At 67.0% G+C, this 20,588-nt stretch carries 19 protein-coding genes; 9 read left to right on the top strand and 10 right to left on the bottom strand.

Annotated elements, in window-relative coordinates; genetic code table 11:
* Positions 1-58: 58 nt before the first annotated feature.
* Complete coding sequence (locus tag ACTXG9_RS10125) at positions 59-622, bottom strand: hypothetical protein (protein ID WP_111103373.1); 564 nt, start codon at positions 620-622, stop codon at positions 59-61.
* Positions 623-674: 52 nt separating this feature from the next.
* Positions 675-1,082, bottom strand: a complete 408-nt coding sequence (locus tag ACTXG9_RS10120; RefSeq protein WP_288041385.1) for a hypothetical protein — start codon at positions 1,080-1,082, stop codon at positions 675-677.
* A 564-nt stretch (positions 1,083-1,646) separates the two neighbouring features.
* On the opposite strand from ACTXG9_RS10120, the gene ACTXG9_RS10115 reads away from it, so the two are divergent.
* A complete protein-coding gene (locus ACTXG9_RS10115; RefSeq protein WP_021202620.1) occupies positions 1,647-2,027 on the top strand; it encodes a tautomerase family protein in 381 nt (126 codons plus the stop codon).
* A 34-nt stretch (positions 2,028-2,061) separates the two neighbouring features.
* Here ACTXG9_RS10115 and ACTXG9_RS10110 read toward each other — a convergent pair whose 3' ends face one another.
* Positions 2,062-3,159: an XVIPCD domain-containing protein gene (locus tag ACTXG9_RS10110; protein WP_134730225.1), complete on the bottom strand. Its 1,098-nt coding sequence runs from the start codon at positions 3,157-3,159 to the stop codon at positions 2,062-2,064.
* A 41-nt stretch (positions 3,160-3,200) separates the two neighbouring features.
* Positions 3,201-3,776, bottom strand: coding sequence for a hypothetical protein (locus tag ACTXG9_RS10105; RefSeq protein WP_111098578.1), 576 nt, complete (start codon positions 3,774-3,776; stop codon positions 3,201-3,203).
* A gap of 241 nt (positions 3,777-4,017) precedes the next feature.
* On the opposite strand from ACTXG9_RS10105, the gene ACTXG9_RS10100 reads away from it, so the two are divergent.
* The 3 genes from ACTXG9_RS10100 (at position 4,018) to ACTXG9_RS10090 (ending at position 8,198) form a co-directional block, all read left to right on the top strand.
* Positions 4,018-4,413, top strand: coding sequence for a DUF2946 family protein (locus ACTXG9_RS10100; RefSeq protein ID WP_111098577.1), 396 nt, complete (start codon positions 4,018-4,020; stop codon positions 4,411-4,413).
* 129 nt (positions 4,414-4,542) lie between these two features.
* Positions 4,543-6,681, top strand: a complete 2,139-nt coding sequence (locus tag ACTXG9_RS10095) for a TonB-dependent receptor (protein ID WP_456115752.1) — start codon at positions 4,543-4,545, stop codon at positions 6,679-6,681.
* A gap of 11 nt (positions 6,682-6,692) precedes the next feature.
* Positions 6,693-8,198, top strand: a complete 1,506-nt coding sequence (locus tag ACTXG9_RS10090) for a PepSY domain-containing protein (RefSeq protein WP_111098576.1) — start codon at positions 6,693-6,695, stop codon at positions 8,196-8,198.
* Between the two features lie 9 nt (positions 8,199-8,207).
* Here the strand turns inward: ACTXG9_RS10090 and ACTXG9_RS10085 are convergent, their stop codons facing one another.
* Positions 8,208-9,341, bottom strand: coding sequence for an MFS transporter (locus ACTXG9_RS10085; RefSeq protein WP_021202614.1), 1,134 nt, complete (start codon positions 9,339-9,341; stop codon positions 8,208-8,210).
* A gap of 11 nt (positions 9,342-9,352) precedes the next feature.
* A complete protein-coding gene (locus tag ACTXG9_RS10080; RefSeq protein WP_021202613.1) occupies positions 9,353-10,129 on the bottom strand; it encodes a DeoR/GlpR family DNA-binding transcription regulator in 777 nt (258 codons plus the stop codon).
* Between the two features lie 159 nt (positions 10,130-10,288).
* On the opposite strand from ACTXG9_RS10080, the gene smqnr reads away from it, so the two are divergent.
* Positions 10,289-10,936: a SmQnr family pentapeptide repeat protein gene (gene smqnr, locus ACTXG9_RS10075; RefSeq protein WP_111098575.1), complete on the top strand. Its 648-nt coding sequence runs from the start codon at positions 10,289-10,291 to the stop codon at positions 10,934-10,936.
* A gap of 3 nt (positions 10,937-10,939) precedes the next feature.
* Here smqnr and ACTXG9_RS10070 read toward each other — a convergent pair whose 3' ends face one another.
* Positions 10,940-11,614 carry a class I SAM-dependent methyltransferase gene (locus tag ACTXG9_RS10070; RefSeq protein ID WP_111098574.1) on the bottom strand — a complete coding sequence of 225 codons (675 nt, stop codon included), beginning with the start codon at positions 11,612-11,614 and terminating at the stop codon, positions 10,940-10,942.
* 99 nt (positions 11,615-11,713) lie between these two features.
* A complete protein-coding gene (locus tag ACTXG9_RS10065) occupies positions 11,714-13,093 on the bottom strand; it encodes an aminotransferase-like domain-containing protein (RefSeq protein WP_456115751.1) in 1,380 nt (459 codons plus the stop codon).
* 133 nt (positions 13,094-13,226) lie between these two features.
* Between ACTXG9_RS10065 and ACTXG9_RS10060 the strand changes: the two genes are divergently transcribed.
* Positions 13,227-14,114, top strand: coding sequence for a DMT family transporter (locus ACTXG9_RS10060; protein WP_021202609.1), 888 nt, complete (start codon positions 13,227-13,229; stop codon positions 14,112-14,114).
* A gap of 25 nt (positions 14,115-14,139) precedes the next feature.
* Here the strand turns inward: ACTXG9_RS10060 and ACTXG9_RS10055 are convergent, their stop codons facing one another.
* Positions 14,140-15,063 (bottom strand): LysR substrate-binding domain-containing protein, encoded by a 924-nt coding sequence (locus ACTXG9_RS10055; RefSeq protein ID WP_111098573.1) that lies wholly within the window; start codon positions 15,061-15,063, stop codon positions 14,140-14,142.
* 106 nt (positions 15,064-15,169) lie between these two features.
* Between ACTXG9_RS10055 and ACTXG9_RS10050 the strand changes: the two genes are divergently transcribed.
* Complete coding sequence (locus ACTXG9_RS10050) at positions 15,170-16,687, top strand: MFS transporter (protein ID WP_288041376.1); 1,518 nt, start codon at positions 15,170-15,172, stop codon at positions 16,685-16,687.
* 278 nt (positions 16,688-16,965) lie between these two features.
* Here ACTXG9_RS10050 and ACTXG9_RS10045 read toward each other — a convergent pair whose 3' ends face one another.
* The gene (locus ACTXG9_RS10045; protein ID WP_058979411.1) at positions 16,966-17,370 is read right to left on the bottom strand and encodes a GFA family protein; all 405 of its coding nucleotides are present in this window, start codon (positions 17,368-17,370) and stop codon (positions 16,966-16,968) included.
* 170 nt (positions 17,371-17,540) lie between these two features.
* Here ACTXG9_RS10045 and ACTXG9_RS10040 point away from each other — a divergent pair, with 170 nt between their 5' ends.
* Positions 17,541-18,515 (top strand): Lnb N-terminal periplasmic domain-containing protein, encoded by a 975-nt coding sequence (locus tag ACTXG9_RS10040; RefSeq protein WP_197574903.1) that lies wholly within the window; start codon positions 17,541-17,543, stop codon positions 18,513-18,515.
* Complete coding sequence (locus ACTXG9_RS10035) at positions 18,515-20,536, top strand: esterase/lipase family protein (RefSeq protein ID WP_456115750.1); 2,022 nt, start codon at positions 18,515-18,517, stop codon at positions 20,534-20,536. Before ACTXG9_RS10040 ends, ACTXG9_RS10035 begins: the two co-directional genes overlap by 1 nt.
* Positions 20,537-20,588 lie beyond the last annotated feature (52 nt).

The raw sequence follows: 20,588 nt of genomic DNA, 5'->3' as shown, positions 1-20,588 counted from the left end.
AATGGGGGCTTTTTTGTTACCAGCGATCCAGCAAGATCAGCTGGAAGCACACGCCCTTTCAGCCGTGCCGCTCCAGCAGCTCGCGCGCGATCATCGCCGTGGCATCCAGCAGGTCATGGCCGCTACCCGCCTGCACCACCACCGCCAATAGGCTACGGCCCACCTCGGCATTGCCGCTGGTCAGTTCCATCTCGCCCTCAAAGCACAGATCGGCCAACCATTCATGGGCCTGCTGCAGCCCGCGCTTGCGGACGCGGCGGGACTCCGCGAGCAGCTTCGCCTGGCCGGCCTCCTGCTCACCGTCGGCCAGCAGGCCGATGGCACCGCCGTGCGCCGCGCGCCAGAGGGCCGGTAGCGGGCGACCGTTCGCGTCCACCACGTCCGGCGAGAACTGCGCGCAGTACATTTCGTAGCGCTTGCCCGCTGTGCTGCGGGGCACGATGCCGGCCTCGGCCAGCAGGCGTTCGGCTTCATCCAGTGTGCTGAACTTCAAGCGCAGCAGTGCAGGGCGGCTCAGCTGTTGTGCCAGCGCGTGCTGGTTGGCAGCGAACCAGACGTTCCAGCCCACGGTTGCGCGGCCTTCCAGTGCGGCCTTGAAGTATTCCAGGTGTTCGGCGTCCATTGCGGTCTCCTGCGCTCCCTGCGCGATTGTAGCGGGAGCGTATCCGGGCCGGTCAGGCGTCGCCGCCGGAGAGGCAATGATGTGCCTCGCGCACCAGTTGTCGTGCGGCCACGATCAGTCCGTCGATATGGAAGGCGCCCAACTGCTCGTTAGGACCGCCTTCGTTGCGCGCATGGTCGGCGGCCTGCAGCAGATCGAGCAACGCGCCGAGCCCAGATAGCGAGCGGCGCAACGAAGCGTGATTGCTGGCGCCGAGGGTGAGGCTGATGCACGGCTGTCCGTCATCACCGTCGGCCTGGTTGATCGCATTGAGACGGGCGAAGAACGTGGCCGACTGCGCCGGAAGGTTTTGTTCGTTCAGGGCGCGCTCGATCTCGCGTGCGACGTCCCCGGGCACGTCGGCTGCGACGTCGCCGATAAGCGCGTGCAGGCGGGGATGGATGGCGGTGCGGTTGGTCATGGCGAAACCCTCACTGGCGTAGGGCCACCTTCCGGAGTGAAGGTGGCGGACGGTGCGGGTTGGCGTACCGGGGCAAACACAACGGAGTGAGAAATCACCCGGCGGATCGAGTGATCCCCACACACCGCCCGCCATTGAGGGCAGTTGGTGCATTCTTGCGGCTACGCACTGCTGCGCAACCTATCCGTTCGGTTTGCTTTTTCGAGACGCCAATCCCGGCCAAGGCGTCTTGCCTCGGCATGGCGATCTTCAAGCCGGGCAATCACATCGGTCTGTAAGGGAAATTCTCAACTGTCCCTAGGCAGGCCAGACGTTTCCCGTTGTGTGTCGTCCGACACCTGCAAGTAGTGCGGCCCATCACTGATGGCGCGCATCGCCGCCCCTGCCGACCGTGCACGAGACGACTCCAGAGCGGCGCCGCCACGGCAATCGCGTCACCCCGCGCGGCGGACGCGGGACCATGCCACGCGTGGAGCCAGAGGGTTCCATCCCTGCGCTATCCCACCGCCCCGGGCAGGCGTAGTCTCAGCCCGTTGCCGTGCCCATCCACTCTGGAGTGCCACCATGCCGCTCGCCCGCATCGATCTTCGCAAAGGTAAATCCGCCGACTACCTGCAACGCGTCGGCGACACCATCTACCAGGCCATGCGCGCGGTGGGCGTGCCGGAAAACGACCGCTTCCAGATCTTCCAGGAACACGCGCCCGGCACGCTGATCTACGACCCCGGCTACCTGGGCGTGGACCGCACCGACGATTTCATCTGCATCCAGATCACCTGGAACGAAGGGCGCACGCTGGAGCAGAAGAAGGCGCTGTACGCCGGCATCGCCGATGGACTGCATGCAGCGGTGGGCATCCGCCGCGAGGACGTGTTCATCAACCTGGTGGAGGTGAAGAAGGAGAACTGGTCGTTCGGGAACGGTCAGGCGCAGTACGTGAGTTGATGCGGGAACGGTGCCTGCGCCTGATGCGGCTGGGTCAGGCCATGCGCGGCGAGGCCTGCTGTTGTGCCTGTTGCTCGTCCTGCGCCAGCCGGCTTGCGTCGCGGGATTGCTGCTGCACATTGGCCTGCTGATACAGCGTATCCGCGTCGCCCTGCTGCGTATCGAGCAGGGACAGGCGCTGGCGATTGGCGGCAGGGTCCGGCGAGGCGGTGTCGCCGCTGCGATGCAGGAATACGTAGCCGGGTGCCTCGGCGGTGCTGTTTGAACTGAATGCCACCTGCAGCGTGTCCTTTTCGCTGAAGCCGGCCTGCACCGCCGCGTGGGTCAGATGGCCGGCCAGTCGTTCGTGCTCCTGGCCGGGGGGCAGTCCCTGCTGTTCGCTGGCCTGGGCGAGTGCGGTACGCACTTTCTGGTCCAAGGCATGAAGGCTGTGCCCCGGTGCGCGCGCGTCCGCAGCCAGACGCTCGCTCAAGGGGCCATCAATGCCATCGGTTTCGCTGAGCAGACGCTGCTTCAAGCTGCGCTCGGGCAAGGGATGAGTGGTGGTGCGGTTGAGTTCGCTGTTGGGGAAAGGGGGCTCAATGCTGTCCACGCCATGGATGTTGCGCAGCGGACGATAGCCGTCCTTGCCCTGTGACTGGACGCCCAGCGGAATGCGGACATCGGGCAGCAACTGGCCGACGGGGCCGCCGATGCTGTTCACGTCCAGGCTGTGCTTGCGCTGGATGCCGGCATGATTCAATGCGCCCCAGGTGAAGTCCACGCAGTTGTGGCGCACGTCGGCATAGTGCTTGCTGAAGCCGTGCGCCACTGGATCGTCGCCGAACGCCTTGAGCTTGTTGTACTGGGCTTCGGTGATTTCCAGAGAGCGCGTGTAATGCGGGTTCTTGTAGGTCTTTGCATCGCTGTCCACGATGTCGCCCGGTCCGTTCATGCTGCCGTGCTTGATCGGTGCAAAGCCGTAGCTCGCTGGATCTTTCCCCGGTGCTCGCAGGACGTAGAACATGTGACCGGGCCCGGATGTCTGCGGGGAACCATCCGGATTGCTCAGCGGCTGCTGCGTTACGGGGTCGAGAAGCGGTGTACCCGGTGCCGCAATGACGATATCGACGATGTAGCGTGGCTTGTCCATGTGCGTGGTGTTCCTCCTGGAAGGTGTACGAAGGCGCTGCGCTACTTGGCGAGCGGACGCGATTCGTGAATCAGCATCCTGGCGCTTGCGCCACGAAGTGGTGCGATGTCTTCAACCGTGCTGACCTGGACCCGATACCGGCCATGCGCCTGCAACGGCAGCAACGCGACATGCAATCGGTATGCGCCATCGCTGCCCCGTTGGATCTGGGCGTAGTTCAGACCCTTACCGCGGTGCCAGTCTGGCAGTGGCTGGCCAGATTGCGACTGTGCGATCTGATACGCGTCGGGGCTTGCCAGCGGCTGCCAAGTGCCGCCGGACCATTGCTGAAGTCCAACGCGTAAAGGAATGTGCAGGTCGCGCGGAGAAGCAGCATCTGGCGATGGGGAGACGTGCTGCAGATCCAGTTCCACCGCATAAGTGCGGTAGCTGGCAAAATTGCGCGCCGTGGTTTCGAACTCGAACTGCACCTGCTGGCCGGGCGCGTCCACGGCGATGGGATGTGAGAGTTCCAGCGGCTCTGGCGGTGGGGGCGGCCCCTTGTCGGCGCAGGCAGCAAGCAGCGCGGTCAGGCCGAGCAGGCTGATGCGCTGCCGGTGTGTGATGCGGGTGGTCATGCAGATTCCTCTGGCTCCTTGCCGTGGCCAATTGAACCCTAACGTTGGCGAGGCAGAGCCCGCAAGCGCAGGGACCGCGGTGTGGTGCATTCACATGTCGCCGCGCGAGGCGAGCTCCTGCGTCACCGTGTCGCAGGGGGCAAACCCTGAACGGGGTCCAAGGTTGGGCACAGGCCCGTAGAATGGCCGGGTGCGTCATTCTGTCCTCCACCGCCGGTTCCAGGCCCTGGCTTGGCTTGCCATGCTGCTGGTGCTGCTTGCCCCGCTGGTGAGCCGCTGGCTGGCGCATGGTCACGTGGCTGCCGCTGCGCCGGTGGTAGCCATGGACCACGCAATACACGCAGAGCATGCGCAGCACGCGATGGAAGGGCACCGCGACCATCACGCGATGGCGATGCCGCACGGCGAGACCGCAAAGAAGCCGCCCGCCGATCCGCATGCCGATCATGAGATGGGCGTGGACTGCGATTACTGCCTGATCGCTGCACGGCTGATCACCCTGTTGGTGGCGGCAGTGCTGCTGTTGGCGCCGATGGCACCGGTGTGCCGCGCACTGCGCGGTGCGGTGCAGACGTTGCCGCAACGGATCAGCGGCACATTGGGAGCGCGTGGGCCGCCGGCCTTGATGGCCGTCTGAGCCGCACGCGCGTTGCATTGATCGTTTTTCCATGAGGTTGCCGGCCACGGCCGGTACCCGCACGCGCGTGTTTGTCCCTTTCTGATTGCTGCCCTGCCATCGCGGGGTGGCCTTGCATGCCGTGAAAAAATGAAAACGAACCCCAACTCCGCGCGCCTGCGCCGGGCGACGCTGCCTGTCCTGTGCGCGTTGCTCCTGCATGCTGCGCCCCTGCTTGCCGCCGACGCGGCACCCCCGACCACGCTGGAGACCGTGCGGGTGGTCGATGCCCGTAGCGGCGAGCTGTCGTCCACCGCCAGCGCCGGCTCTGTGTTGGGCCTGAGCGTGCTGCAGACGCCGGCCAGCCTGACTGTGATTTCGCGCGAACAACTGGAGCAGCGCGGCGACAGCAACCTCAACGATGCGATCAGCCGGGCGGGTGCGATCAGTGCCATGCCGCACCCGGGCAACGGCCTGAGCGCGCTGTCCGCCCGCGGCTTCACCGATGGTGCCTCGGTGATGCGGCTGTACGACGGGCTGCGCCAGTACGGCGGCGTGGGCATCACCTTCCCGTTCGATACCTGGTCGATCGAGCGCATCGAAGTACTGCGCGGGCCGGCCTCGGTCATCCACGGCGACGGTGCGATCGGCGGGGTGATCAACATCGTGCCGAAGAAGCCCTCGCGCGGTGCCATCGAAAACGAGATCAGTGTGACAGTGGGCAGCGAGGACACCGCGCGGCTGGGCTTCAGCAGTGGTGGCGCGCTGACGCCCGAGCTGGCCTACCGGCTGGATGTGAGCGGCAACTACAGCGGTGGCTGGGTCGATCGGGGACGCAACGGCGATGCCACCTTCTCCGGCGCGCTGCTGTGGCAGCCGCGCACCGACCTGCAGCTGACCTTCACCCACGCGCAGGGCCATCAGAAGCCGATGCGCTACTTCGGCACGCCGCTGGTGGAGGGACGCCAGTTGGACGCGCTGCGCCACCGCAACTACAACGTCGATGACAGCGAGACCCGCTTCCGCGACCGCTGGACCCAGCTCGACGCGCTGTGGACACCGAACGCGAACGTGGAATGGCGAACCCGCGTCTACCAGATCGACAGCCAGCGTGATTGGCGCAATGCCGAGGCCTATGTCTACAACCGCGCTACCGGCTTGATCGATCGCTCGGGCAATACCGAGATCACCCACAACCAGGACCAGACCGGACTGACCTCGACGCTGCGCGTGCAGGGAACGGCGGGTGGCCTGCAGAACAACTTCGCGGTGGGCCTGGATGCCAACCGCGCGCACTTCAAGCACACCAACAACACCTATGCCGGCAGCTCGGGCCCGGTCGATCCGTTCGATCCGGTGCCGGGCCAGTTCGCCAGCGACGCGCCGAACCTGCCGCGCTATCGCAACCGCGCCGAGCAGTACGCGCTGTTCGTGGAGGACCGGCTGGCGTTGAGCGAACGCTGGTCGGTACTGGGTGGGCTGCGCCACGACCGCGCGCGCATCGATCGCACCGATCTGATCAGTGGCCAGAACGCGTTCTCGAAGACCTACAGCAGCACCGGCTGGCGTGCAGGTACCGTATTCGCGCTGCAGCCGGCGCTGAGCCTCTACGCGCAGTACTCACAGGCGGCGGACCCGGTCAGTGGACTGCTGATGATCAGCCCAGCCAACGGTGCCTTCGATCTGGCCAAGGGCCGGCAGATCGAGGTGGGCCTGAAGCAGGCCTTCGATGGCGGCGAGTGGACGCTGGCGGCGTATCGCATCCGCAAGACCGGTCTGCTCAGCCGTGATCCGCTGGTGCCGGATCGCCGCGTGCAGGTGGGGGCGCAGACCTCGCGCGGTATTGAAGCGTCGTTGACCTGGAACGTCGCGCCGCACTGGTCGCTCGATGCCAACGCGACGGTGCTGAAGGCCGAGTTCGAGGACTTCCTGGAAACCACGGGTTCGCCGGCGGTGCTGGTATCGCGTGATGGCAACGTGCCGCCGAACGTAGCCGAGCGCCTGGCCAGTATGTGGTTGAACTGGCAGTTCGCACCGGACTGGAGTGCGGCGGGTGGCGTGCGTTACGTCGGCAAGCGCTACGCCGACAACGCCAACACACTGGAGCTGCCCGGCTACAGCACCACCGACCTGGCACTGACCTGGCAGGCGGCACCGCGCACGCGGCTGTCCGCGCGGTTGTTCAACGTGTTCGACAAGGCGTACTACGCCACCGCGTACTACACCAGCACGCAATGGCTGCTGGGTGCGGACCGGCGCGTCGAATTCACCGTCGACCATCGCTTCTGAGGAGGCCGGCCATGACGCTGCGATCCACCGCCAGGCGCTGGACCTACCTGGTGCATCGCTGGCTGGGCATCGGCGGATGCCTGCTGATGCTGCTGTGGTTCGTCAGCGGCATGGTGATGCTGTTCATTGGTTACCCGAAGCTGACGCCCGGCGAGCGGCTGGCGGCGTTGCCGGTGCTGGGTGAGGCCCGCGACCTGCAGGAGCTGTCGGTACTGCCTGCCGCCGTGCAGGCCGAGCCGGAGGCTGTGGCATTGACCACGCTACGCGGCGAGCCGGCGTATGTGGTGCGAAGTGGCAGCAATGTGGGCGCCTGGTCTGCCGTGACCGGCCAGGCGCTGCTGCCGGTGTCGGCACAGCGCGCCGAAGCATCCGCTGCACAGTTCGCCGGAGGCCCGGCCTTTGTGGGTGCGATGCGCGTGGAGGAGGACCGCTGGACGCATTCGCGCGCATTGGATGTGCATCGGCCGCTCTATCGCGTCGAGGTGGGCGGCGCGCAGCCGGGCGACCTGTACGTGTCCTCGCGTACCGGCGAAGTGGTGCTGGACGCCCCTCATGTGCAGCAGCGCTGGAACTATGTGGGCGCCTGGCTGCACTGGCTGTACTTCCTGCGCATGCAGTCGGTGGACCCTGTGTGGACGTGGGTGGTGATCGTGCTGTCCGCGCTGTGCACCGTGGCGGCGATCAGCGGCATCGTGGTGGGAGTGTGGCGCTGGCGTTTCCGTGGGCACTATCGTTCCGGTGCGAAGACGCCGTACGTCGAGCCGTGGATGCGCTGGCACCATCTGATCGGATTGTGTGCCGCGGCCTTCGTGTTCACCTGGATTTTCAGCGGCCTGATGTCGATGAATCCATTGGGCGTCTTCAGCAGCACGCATGAAGCGATTGATGTTGAGCACTATCGTGGCGGCGCGGTGGCGGTGGATGGCACGTTGGCTGAGCCGGCGAGGCTTATGGCTGTGGCCGATGCTGGGCGCTTCCGGCCGGTGGAGATCCAGTGGCGGCGCATCGGTGGTGAGCTGTTCGCGGTGTTGCTGGATGGGAAGGGCGGCACCCGCATCGTGTCCAGCACCCATGGGCGCCTGCAGGTTGCGCGGTTGCTGCCGGCCGCGTGGCTGCAGCAGAAGGTGCGGGCGCTGTCCGATGCGCCGATGCAGGATTTCGTGGTCCGACATGTACCGGATGCCTACTTCTATCCGCGTGCGCCCGAGGCCATGAATGGTGCGGCGGTACGCCGCTTCCCGGTGGCAGTGGTGGACTTTGGCGATGCGGAGGCGACGCGCGTCTATCTCGATCTGGCGACCGGCGATCCGTTGCTGACGATGGGGCATCGCGAGCGGGTGGGGCGCTGGTTGTTCTACTTCCTGCACAGCTGGGACCTGCCGGCGATGCTGCGCCAGGAAGGTGCCCGGCTGGCGGTGTTGCTGCTGCTGAGTGCTGCTGGCACCGCGTTGTGTGCCACGGCGACGGTGATCGGCTATCGGCGGTTGCGGATGAAGCTGCGGCGCAGGCGGCGTTGATGCCTTGGGCTACACCCGCAGCCAACGCGTGGACATCGCCACCAGCAACAAGGCCGTGGCAACGCCGATGAATGCGGCGATCAGGCCGAAATGGTTGGCGGCGAAGCCGATCAGCGCCGGTCCGGCAAGGATGCCGGCGAAGCCGAGCGTGGAAACGGCGGTGATCGCCAGCGCACCCGGCATGCGGGTCTGGTGGCCGGCCAGCGAGAACAGCGCCGGCGCGATGTTGGCGCAGCCAAGGCCGACCAGCACATAGCCCGCCAGCGACGCCTGCCATGGCGTGACCAGGGTCAGCACCAGCACGCCAGCGGCAGCAAGCAGAGCGCCGAGAACGATCGCGCGCTGGCGGCCCACGCGCACCACCAGTGCATCGCCGAACAGGCGGGCGATGGTCATGGTCAGGGTGAAGGTCACATAGCCGACGCCGGCGAGGCTGGCATCGACGCGACGCACATCGCTGAGGAACACCGCGCTCCAATCCAGCATCGCACCTTCGCCGAGGAACGCAACGAACGCCAGTACGCCGATGAACAGCACGATGCCGTGTGGCAGGGCCAGCATCGGTGTGTCGTGCGGCATGCGTTTGCTGTGCCAGTACGCCGCTGACAGCAGCAACGCCAGCAGCATGGCGCCGACGCCGATCAGCACCGATGCCAAGGGCGGCAGCTGTGCGGACAGCAGCACGGTCATGGTGGCCGCGCCGAGGAAACCACCGATGCTGAAGAAGGCATGGAAGCCGGACATCATCACGCGCCGTGCTTCGCGCTCGACGATGACGGCCTGTACGTTCATCGTGCAGTCCATCGCGCCCACGGCGGCACCGAACACAAACAGGACCAGCCCGAGTGTCCAGGCCGAACCGGCCAGCGCCAGGCCGGGCACGGTCAGGCAGATCAGCAGGCTGCTGGCCACCATCACCCGCCGGCAACCCAGGCGCGCGGCCAGCACGCCGGACAACGGCATTGCCAGCAGCGAACCGGCACCGAGGCAGAGCAGCACCAGCCCCAGCGTGGCGTCGTTGATCCCGGTGCGTGCCTTTGCGAACGGCACCAGGGTGGCCCACAGCGCGGTGGCGAAGCCGGGAATGAAGAACGCAGCGCGGGTCGCGTGCTGTTCGGCACGCGCGCGGTTGGCAACGGACATGAGCGGTACGGTCAGGGGGGAGTGGGGTGTACCGCGATGCCGGCGGCGCGGAAGCGTGCCGCCAATGCGGGCGGCGCGGTGGTGGTCAGCACCAGGTCGTCGATCTCGTCGAGGCTGGCGATCTGCCAGTTGCCGCGGGCACCGAGCTTTTCAGTCGTGGCGGCGACGATGACGCGGCTACTGCAGGCCACCATCGCGCGTTTCAGCGTGGCTTCTTCCGCATCCATTGCCCACACGCCGGTGTCGCCGTCCACCGCGCAGGGGCCGGGCAGGTACACGTCGGCACGCAGGCGCTGCACCTGGGCCAATGCCTCGGCGCCGACCGCACCGCCACCGCTGGCCAGGCGTCCGCCGATCAGCTGCACCGAGGTACCTTCGAGCATGCTGGCGGCGGTGGCGATCTGCGGGGCATTGGTGATCACCGTCAGGCCGAGGGCGGCCGGCAATTGCTGGGCGATCGCCAGGTTGGTTGAACCGGCATCGAGCAGTACGACCTGGCCGGGGTGCAGCAACGCGCAGACGCGGGCGGCCAGCTCGGCCTTGTCGCCGCGGTCGCGGGTCAGGCGCTCGCGCAGCGGGCGTTCCTTGGGCGGTGGCAGCACGGCGCCACCGTAAACGCGCTGGCACATGCCCTGTGCGGCCAGTTCGCGCAGATCGCGGCGGATCGAATCTTCGGACACGGCATAGCGGCGCGCCAGTTCGGCGGCGACTACGCGGCCCTGCTGGCGCAGTTCCTCGAGGATCTGCCGGGTGCGCTGGGCGGGGAGGGGGCTGGGATCGGAGCTCATGCTGCAAGTCTGCACGTTCGTGCATTAACGTGCAACAACGTGCATTCGGCATTGGGGGACGCAGGGCGGCTGGACTGCCGGTGAATCCGCCCGCGCCCACGTCTATGGATCGCCCTCGCGGCCCGGCATGATGGCGGGGCACCTGGCATGGAATCCCTGATGTCCCCCACCGTTCACCGCAAGCTGCGCATCGGCGCGGACCAGTACACCGGCCAGAAAGTGGTCGACCAGCAGTTCCATGAGTGCGATTTTTCCGGTGTCGACCTGACCGCCACCGAGTTCATCAACTGCAGCTTCTACGATGCCGACAGCCGCAGTGGCTGCCGCTTCAATGGCACCACATTGAAGGAGGCCAGCTTCCGCAGCTGCGACATCAGCATGTGCCACTTCAACTTCATCAAGGCGCTGGGCCTGGAGATCAGCGAGTGCCGCGCGCAGGGTGCGGATTTCAGCAACGCCAGCTTCATGAACCAGATCACCACGCGCAGTTGGTTCTGCAGCGCCTTCATCAAGAAGTCGAACCTGCGCTATGCCAATTTCTCGCGGGTCACGCTGGAGAAATGCGAACTGTGGGAGAACCGCTGGGACGGTGCGAACGTGAGTGGCGCAAGCTTCGCGGGCTCGGACCTGTCCGGTGGCCAGTTCGAGGGAATCGACTGGAACAGCGCCAACTTCACCGACTGCGACCTGACCAATTCCGATCTGGGCGAGCTGGACCTGCGCAGCACCAACCTGCGCGGCGCCACGCTGGACGTGCAGCAGGTGGCGCTGTTGATGCAGCGGATCGGCATCACCGTGGTGCCGTAGACATCACCCGGCGTACGCCACCCAGCCCTTGAAGCTGAAGCCCGCATAGAACAGCTCCACGCCATCGAAGCCGGCCTCCTGCATCAGCGCGACCTCCTGTTCGGGGGCCAGCAGCGGCAACCGCTCGGCAATGGCGTCGATCGCGCGCTGTGCATCGGCGTGGGCAACCCCCGAGGCTTCGGCGAACGCGGCGTAGCGCTGCAACCAGCGCAGCTTGCCGGCCGGATCCTGCGGCACGCTGTGGTGGGCCACCACCAGCGGTGCGCCGGGCTGCAGGCGCCTGTGCAGCTCGCGCAGCGTGTGCAGGCGCTGCGCGGCGTCGAGGAAGTGCAGGGTCAGCAGGCAGCTGGCACCATCGAAGCGCAGATCGGGTGCATCGTCGATGTAACCTTCCAGCAGCTGCACGCGCGGCATCAGCGGACCCAGTGTCTGCTCGGCCAGGGCCAGCATCGGCGCGGCCGGATCCACACCCAGCAGCTGCCAGCCCGGCTGCGCTTCGGCAAAGGCCTTCAGCTCAAGCCCGCCCCCGGCGCCGAGTACCAGAACGCGCCCCTGTGCGGGAACGTGTTCGGCCAGCAGCAGGCGGGTCATCTGCTGCAACGCGAGGAAACCGGGCACCTGGCGCAGCGGCGCTTCGGCATAGCGGGCCACCGCCTGTGGGTCGGAGAACGTGGACATGCGCGGATTCCTGCAGCAGGGGACATACCACTGTACCGTGGCATGCAAGTGCCTTTGCCGCGGGACACTCCTAGCTGCGTTGACCGGCTTGCATCCAGCTCAGCGCAATGCCCGCGCCAGCACTTGCCAGATCCGTGCGTCCTGGCACTGCGATACGTTGAAGCGCAGATAGTCGGCCGCGCGCTGCGACTGGCTGAACGCGTTGCCCGGTGCCAGCACGATGCCTTCGCGCAGGCACTGCCGGGCCAGCGCGGCGGAATCGCGACCATCGGGAAGTTGGCACCAGAGGAACAGGCCGGCTTCCGGTTGCAGCCACGGCGTGATGCCCAGCGTCTGCAGCTTCCGCAGTGTGTGCTGGCGTGCATCGGCCAGTCGCGAACGTATGGACTGCATGTGGCGGCGGTAACCGCTATCGGTCAGCGCGATGTGCATCAACTGCGCGGCCAGATGGCCGCCGCCAAAGCTGGTGGCCAGCTTCAGGTCGGTCAATGCCTCTATCCAGTCGTGGCGCGCAGCGATGTAGCCGCAGCGCGACGCTGCCGACAGCGTCTTGGAGAAACTGCCGACGTGGATCACCCGTGACAGTCCATCGAGCGCGGCCAGCCGCGGTGCCGGCTGCAGTTCGAAGTCGGCGAAGATGTCGTCCTCGACGATGATCAGCTCGCTGCGTTCGGCCAGGCCCAGCAGGCGGTGCGCGGTGTTGGCTGAAAGCACCGCGCCGGTCGGGTTGTGCAGTCCGGAATTGGTGAGGTACAGCCGCGGCGAATGCGCCTGCAGGGCTTGCGCGAACGCCTCCAGGTCCGGGCCGCTGTGCGTGTACGGCACGCCGATGGCCTGCACCTGGTGCGCCTTGAGCAGTGCGTGGTAATTGAAGTAGCTCGGGTCATCGACCAGCACGCAGTCACCGGGCTTGAGCAGGAAACGGCAGAGCAGATCGACCGCGTGCGTACCGGATTCGGTCAGCAGGATCTGCTCCATCGGTGCATCGATGCCAAGCGAGGCGCTGCGCCTTTGCAGCAGCTGGCGCAACGCGGGCAGCCCGAGCGGGCCGGCGTAGTCCACCAGTTGCATGGCATCGGCACGCGCCAGCCCGCGCAGGCCGCGGCGCACGCCATCGTGATACAGCCAGTCACTGGGCATCCAGCCGCACCCTGGCTTGAGATCGCCCGCGGGCGTTTCCAGCGATTGTCGTGATACCCACAGCGGATCCACCGCGCGATCCAGCCGCGGCTCCATTTCGGCCAGCGCCAGCGGTGCGGCCGGGCCACTGACGTAGAAGCCCGAGCCTGCGCGTGCACTGATCAGGCCCTCGGCCGCCAGGCGCTCGTAGGCCTCGACCACGGTGGAGACTGAAACTCCCATGGTCGCTGCCTGCGCACGTACCGAAGGCAGGCGGGAGCCGGGGCCATCCACCCGTGCACTGATGCGGGTGCGGACGGTCTGGATGACCGATTCGATGCGGGTGAGCGGGCGCGGCATGGTGGAACCGTAGTGGAAGTGTGGGCAGTACAGTTACTTGCGGCTGTACTGGATTGTAGCTGGGGTCGTTCCGCGCTGGATGCTTCCATACAGGTGCAGCCGGGCATCGTCCGGCACCTTCAGGAGTCCAGGCGTGGAACGGTCGGCGAGTGGTTGGATCAATGGCTTCATCGGTGTGGTGATCTTCGCCGGCTCATTACCGGCCACCCGCCTGGCGGTGCTGCAGCTGGATGCCGGGTTCGTCACCGCCGCACGCGCCACCATCGCCGCGGTGCTCGGCCTGGGCCTGTTGTTGATGCTGCGCCAACCGTGGCCGCGGCGCGGCGACCTGCCGGGGCTGGTGGTGGTCAGCCTCGGCGTTGTGGTCGGCTTCCCGCTGCTGACCGCGCTCGCGCTGCGCCATGCTTCGTCGGCACACACCATCGTGTTCCTCGGCCTGCTGCCGTTGAGTACAGCGGTGTTTGGCGTGCTGCGCGGTGGCGATCGGCCGCGCCCGGCGTTCTGGCTGTTCTCGTTGCTGGGCAGTGCCTGCGTGGTCGGCTATGCCGCGCGCAACGGCATCGAAGCCTCCTTGCAGGCCGACCTGCTGATGCTGGCGGCGATCGTGGTGTGCGGGCTGGGCTACGCGGAAGGTGGTCGGCTCGCCCGTCATCTGGGCGGCTGGCAGGTGATCAGCTGGGCATTGCTGCTGGCGTTGCCGGTGATGCTGCCGATGACGGTGCTGATGCGCCCGGCCTCGCTCTCGGCGGTCGGTGCCTCGGCGTGGTGGGCACTGGGCTACGTGGCAGTGTTCAGCATGCTGATCGGCTTCCTTTTCTGGTACCGCGGGCTGGCCCAGGGCGGCATCGCCGCTGTCGGCCAGCTGCAGCTGCTGCAGCCCTTCTTCGGCCTGGCCCTGGCCGCGCTGCTGCTGCACGAATCGGTCAGCCTCAGCATGGTGCTGGTGACTCTGGTCGCAGTGATCTGCGTCGCCGGCGCGCGCCGCTTCAGCCGCCAGGAAAAAGGGGACGGAGGGGGTTAAGTCGTTTCAGGCACAGCAGGACCAATTACGACTTAATCCCCTCCGTCCCCATTTCCGGGGTGCTGCGGAAAAGGTGCGCAACGGCGTAGTCGATGAACACCCGCAGGCGTGCACTGGGATGGCGCCCACCGGGCCACAGCAGCGAGAACTGCCCCTGGTGCGTGGGCAGTGTGGGCAGCACCTGTTGCAGGCGGCCATCGGCCAGCGCGTCGGCTGCGAGGAAGTCAGGCATCCAGGCCAGGCCCATGCATCCGATCGCAGCGGCCAGCACGGCCTCCATGTTGTTGCAGGTCATCGCCGTGGGAAGGCGCGCCCCGGCGTCGCCTTCGATGCCCGGCAGCTGCCACGGATGCAGCTTTCCGGTGGTGGGGTAACGGAAGCGCAGCGCGGTATGCATGCGCAGGTCGCCCACATCGCCGGGCGTTCCATGCATCTGCAGATAGCCCGGCGCCGCACAGAGGATGAAACGAAAACCACCCAGCCGCCGTGCGGTCAGGCTGGAATCGGCCAGTTCGCCACTGCGTATCACTGCATCCAGGCCTTCGCTGACCACATCGACGATGCGGTCGTTGAAGTCCAGTTCCAGCTGCACCTGCGGATAGCGTTGCTGGAAGCCGGGCAGCACCGGCAGCAGGAAGCGGTAGCCGATGGTGGGCAGGCCGATGCGCAGCAGTCCGCTGGGGGCGTGCTGTCGCTGCGCCAGGTCCGCCTGCGCTTCGGAAAGCTCATCCAGCGCACGCCGGCAGCGTTGCAGCAGCAGTTCGCCTTCGTCGGTGAGATGCACGCGGCGGGTGGTGCGCTGGAACAGGCGCGTGCCGAGTTCCTGTTCAAGCCGGGCGATGCGCTTGCCGACGGCCGAGGCTGACAGGCCGAGTACGCGGGCGGCACCGACGATGCTGCCTGCCTCCGCGGTGCGGACGAAGGCGAGCAGGGCGGAGATGGAGTCCATGCTTGGATGATTGCGGAACATCTCGCCGCAATCAACGTCCACCGAGCCTGTTTTTCTGGAATAGCGGCCTGTCCATCATTAATGCCCCTGATGGATGGAGGCCCGCATGGCCCCGGATTCGATGCTCCCTGTACCTGTCCGCGCGCAGCAGCGCTGGGCGCTGCTTGCGGTCTGCCTGGCCGCGCTGGCGTTGCCGTTGTCCTTCTCTGCCGGTGCAGTCGCGGTGCCGGCGCTGGCCCGTTCCGCGGCGGCATCGCCCACCGCGCTGGCCTGGGTGACCAACGCCTTCATGCTCACCTTCGGTAGTCTGTTGCTCGCTGCGGGCGGCTTGGCCGATCAATATGGCCGTCGGCGGCTGTTCCTGCTGGGCACGGCGGGCTTCACCACCGCCACCGCCGCCGTCTGCCTTGCTCGCACGCTGCTATGGCTGGATCTGGCGCGCGGGTTGCAGGGCGTTGCCGCGGCGGCGGCGCTGGCATCCGGCACGGCGCTGCTGGCACAGGCCTGGCAGGGGCCGGCGCGTGCCCGTGTCTTCGCCCTGCTGGGCACCACGTTCGGCATGGGGCTGGCGTTGGGGCCCCTGCTCGCGGGCCTGCTGCTGCAGACATTGGGATGGCGCAGCGTGTTCGCCGCGGGCGGTGTGCTCACGTTGGTGGCCTTCGGCCTGGGGGCACGCGCGTTGCCTGAAAGTCATGGCGAGCGCCGACCACTGGATATCGGCGGCATGCTGAGTTTCAGCCTGACGCTGGCGGCGTTGACCCTGGCGCTGCTGTGGTCGGGCGAGTTCGGCCTGCATGCCGCGCGCGTGCAGCTGGCGCTGCTGGCGACGCTGCTGTCGGGCGGGGTGTTCGTCTTCATCGAACGGCGGCACCCCTCACCGTTGCTGGACCTCTCACTGTTCTCGCAACCGGCGTTCCTTGGTGTCCAGTTGCTGCCGGTGGCGACCTGCTTCGGCTACGTGGTGCTGCTGGTCGTGTTACCTCTGCAACTGCTGGGCGTGCATGGCCAGAGCGCGACGCTGGTGGGACTGCAGATGCTGGCCCTGTCCGCGCCGATGCTGGTGCTGCCGATGCTGGCCGCGCGCTGGGCGGAGCGCGTTGGAAGTGCGCGGCTGTGCACGCTGGGCCTGCTGGTCTGTGCCTCTGGTCTGTACCTGCTGTCGCGCCACGCATCGCATCCGTCGCCGTCGCAGTGGGTGCCGCTGCTGATGCTGGTCGGCGCAGGCACGGCTTTGCCGTGGGGGCTGATGGATGGACTGTCGGTGAGCGTGGTACCGGTGCAGCGTGCCGGCATGGCCGCAGGCATATTCGGAACCGTGCGGGTGGCCGGCGAAGGCATCGCGTTGGCCACAGTCACTGCCTTCCTTGCGCTGCTGATCGGCCATCAGCTGCAGGGCGCGTCGCCGGCATCGCTGGTGCGTGCCGGTGCCTATCTGGCCACGGGGGCGCGGGAACATGCGCAGGCACTGCTACCGACGATAAGCGGCATGCAGCTGCAGCACGCCAGTAGTGAGGCGCTGGCGACACTGCTGCGTGTACTGGCGCTGCTGACCGCCGCCTGTGCCGCCGTGTTGCGCCTGTTGTTGCGGAAAAGGACAGGTGCCTTGGTCGGGAACATGGTGTAGCAGGCTCATCGCCGCCTCCGCCGTCATCCCGTTGTCGTGTCCCGCTCACGCCGCCTATGCCCACCCGGGCCTAGTGTTGATCGTCCCCGTCCCCCACGGAGACCCGCCATGTGGCTGCTCGACCATCTCTGGCCCAGCCGTCGACCGCTTCCTCCCCCGGTCGAGGACGCGCCGCAGGCACCGTCACGCCGGCCCTGGCTGAAACGCCCGGCGCGGGCGGGGCGCAGCGGCATGGCGCCCTGGCAGAAGATCGCCACGCCGCCGCGGCGCACGCGCCACTAGCCGGTGCGGTCTGACGGGTGGTTGACCCCGTCGCTGACCGGAATAACCCCCAGCGCGAACGGATCAATGCCCTCCAGGCAGGCCACGTTGTAGCCGTACTGGTCGGGGTTGGAGCGGCGCCGGTGATGGGTGTAGATGCCGCACACCCCGCAGAAGTAGTGCTCGGCCACATGGGTATTGAACTGGTATTTCTGCAGGTGGTTCTGCCCGCGGAGCACCTGCAGGCCCTGACGGGGGACGCTGGCGGCGATGGCGCCACGGCGGCGGCACATCGAGCAGTCGCAGCGGCGGGGATCGACGATCCCGTCCGGCAGGTCCAGCAGCAGCTCGACCGTGCCGCAGTGGCAGGTCGCGCGGTGCCGGGGTTGGACCGGAACGCCGGCCACGGAAGTGATGCCCATCGTTGCTCCTGTGTGATCCATCTGGCCGTCGGGCCGCAGCAGACGGTGCGCCGGCGTGCCTGAACGGGCCGTAGATGCCACGGTGAACCCGCTTGTGGCTAACTATGCGGCTTCGGGACCGCGACAGGATGCCAGTGAGAGCCGCAGGACGTTGGATGACAGGAAGTGCCATGGCGCTGGCGGCGTTGTGGGTGACCGGGCTGCTGGCCTATCAGGTGCCGGGGCCGGGCTGGCTGTCCACCGGTGCCGCTGCGCTGTGGCTGCTGGTTGCGCTGTGGGCGTCGTGGCGCGTCGCGCGGGGCCATGCTTCGCGCCGCCTGGGCCTGGCGTTCGGGGCATCGCTGGCACTGGCCGGCCTGTGGTGGCTGCTGCTGTCCCCGCGCCAGGACCGCGTATGGGCCGATGACGTGGCCCAGCGCCTGCATGTGGTGTCCTTCGACGGGCGCCACGTGGTGCTCGACAACGTGCGTGATTTCACTTGGCGCAGCGAAACCGACTACGACGCGCACTGGGTGCGCCGCGCGTACGACCTGGACCAGCTGCGTTCGGCCGACCTGGTGCTGTCGTACTGGATGGGCCCGGCGATCGCCCACACCCTCATCTCGTTTGGCTTCGAGGATGGGCGCCACGTGGTGTTCTCGCTGGAGATCCGCAAGGAACGCGGCGAATCGTTCTCGGCGCTGGGCGGCTTCTTCCGCAAATTCGAGATGACCCTGGTGGCCGCGGAGGAGACCGACATCATCCGCACCCGCACCAATGCGCGTGGCGAGGATGTCTACCTGTACCGCCTGCACGGCATGGACCGTGCGCAGCTGAAGGAGCTGTTCGCCGCGTACATCGCGCAGGCGCGCGAACTGGATGCGAAGCCGGGCTTCTACAACACACTCACCAGCAACTGCACCACGATCGTCTTCGACCTGGCCCGCCAGATCGCGCCGCGCCTGCCGCTGGACTACCGCCTGTTGCTGTCCGGCTACCTGGCCGAGTACGCACAGGAGGTCGGTGCACTGACCCCGGGTGTGCCGTACGCCGAGCTGCACGACAAGGGCCGCATCACCCAGCGTGCGTTGGACCTGGGCAGCGGCGAACACTTCTCCACCGTGATCCGCCAGGGCGTACCTGGCACCGAGCAGGACCCGCAGTAATGACTCGACTCCTCCTGACCCGCTGGCAGCGTGCGCTGCCGGTGTTGTTCGCCGCCTTCCTGCTGCTGGGCAGCAGTGGCTGCGCGATGGTCACCGTCAAGCAGGTCAAGTCCAGCGATTCGCTGGTCAACAAGCGTGCCGACGTGCTCAATACCGGCAAGCTCAGCCCCGCCGCGCGCGAGACGCTCAGCGCGGCAGGCCTGGACGAATCGCAGTGCGAGAAGGACTTCCTGGTCTGCCGCAGCACGCTGCTGATGACCGACGATCTCAATGTCGAGCAGCGGCTGTCGGCGCTGTCCGAACTGTGGGTGAAGGCCGCGCTGGCGCTGACGCCGAAGAAGACCGCAGCCGGTGATCCGCCGATGAGCGACGCAGCGCTGGACGCCTGGCTGGAAGCCGCGCGCTACGCCTATGCCTACCTGTTCTACAGCGGCCGCTCACCATCGGATCGCGCCTTCGAAGACCGGCAGACGCAGGTGCGTGACTACTACAACTACGCGGCCGAGAAGGCGGCGGTGGTGCTGTTCGTCCGCGCGCGCGCCGCTGCGTTGGCGGGCGAGGACTACACGAAGCCGATCTCGGTCGGCAGCTGGTCGCTGGCTTCCAACTACCAGCAGCTGAACCTGAAGAGCATTCCCGCGCAGCTGGTGCCAGCCGGCACGGTCAGCTTCGTCGGGCTGCGCAGTACTTATCGCCGTGATGGCTTCGGTGCCGAGCTGGTGATGGTGATGGACCCGCCGAAGCTGGTCGCACCCGTAGTCGCAGCGGATGGCCCGAAGGCCGAAACGGCAGCGGATGAAGGCGGTGACGAGCGCCGTGGCCGTCGCCACCGGCATGACAATTCGGTGCCCGAGTTCAGTGAGATGTCCTCGATCAACGTCACCGCACTGCTGCGCTTCGAAGGCAGCAACCTGGACGATGTGATGCGCACGCGCCGGGTCGAGCTGGACGCTTATTCGCCCGAAGCGACCGAGCGCATCACCCTGCATGGCGAGCAGGTGCCGCTGGCCGGCAACTTCACCGCCGCCTATGGCCTGTGGTTGGCGCAGAGCGGTTTCGCCCGGCAATCACTGCGCACCCTGTTCGGCATGAGCGAGAGCATCGGCGAACCGCACATCTACCTGATGCAGCCGTGGGACCCGAACCGCCGCATCATCTTCATGCTGCACGGCCTGGCCAGCAGCCCGGAAGCCTGGGTGAACCTGGCCAACGAGATCATGGGCGACCCCGAGCTGCGCCAGCAGTTCCAGGTGTGGCAGGTCTACTACCCGACCAACGCGCCGATCGCGCTGAACCGCTACGAGATCGCCAACGCGTTCAATGACACCCTCAAGCACTTCGACCCCAACGGCAGCACGCGCGCATCGAAGGACATGGTCTATATCGGCCACAGCATGGGCGGCGTGCTGGCGCGGCTGCTGGTGAGCGACTCGGGTGATGTGCTGTGGGATGACCTGCTGGCCAACTATGACCTGAAGGGCGAGCGGCTGAAGCGGGTGCAGGCCAAGCTGGGGCCACTGCTGCATTTCAAGGCGCAGCCGAACGTGGAACGCGCGATCTTCATCGCCGCGCCGCACCAGGGCACGGATATCGCCGGCAACAGGGTCGGGCGGCTGATCGGTCGCCTGGTACGCCTGCCGCTGACCATTCTCGGCAAATTCGAGGACGTGTTCATGGCGCTGGCACAGGCCGAGCAGCAGGTCGACGGCACCGCCAAGCCGAAGATCCCCAACAGCATCGACAACCTCAAGGCCAGTGATCCATTCGTGAAGGCCGCAGCGCAGCTGCCGATCGAAGCGCGACTGAAGTACCACTCGATCATCGCCCAGCGCAAGCCGGAGCTGCCGGTGGAAAAGTCCGATGACGGACTGGTGCCGTACTGGAGTGCGCACCTGCCGGGTGCACAGTCGGAGAAGGTCATCATTTCCGGCCACAGCGTGCAGGAGACCCCGCAGGCGGTGCTGGAAGTGCGGCGCATCCTGCACCGGGACATCGATGACGTAGGCACGGGGACCCGGTAGTGCCGGCCGCTGGCCGGCACCATCATGGGATTCCCGCGTGCGCGGAGGTTGC

The sequence above is a fragment of the Stenotrophomonas maltophilia group sp. LNF247 genome (genome assembly GCF_054083135.1).
Note: the sequence above shows the minus strand (reverse complement) of the source record. Positions and strands in the feature narration are given on the sequence as shown.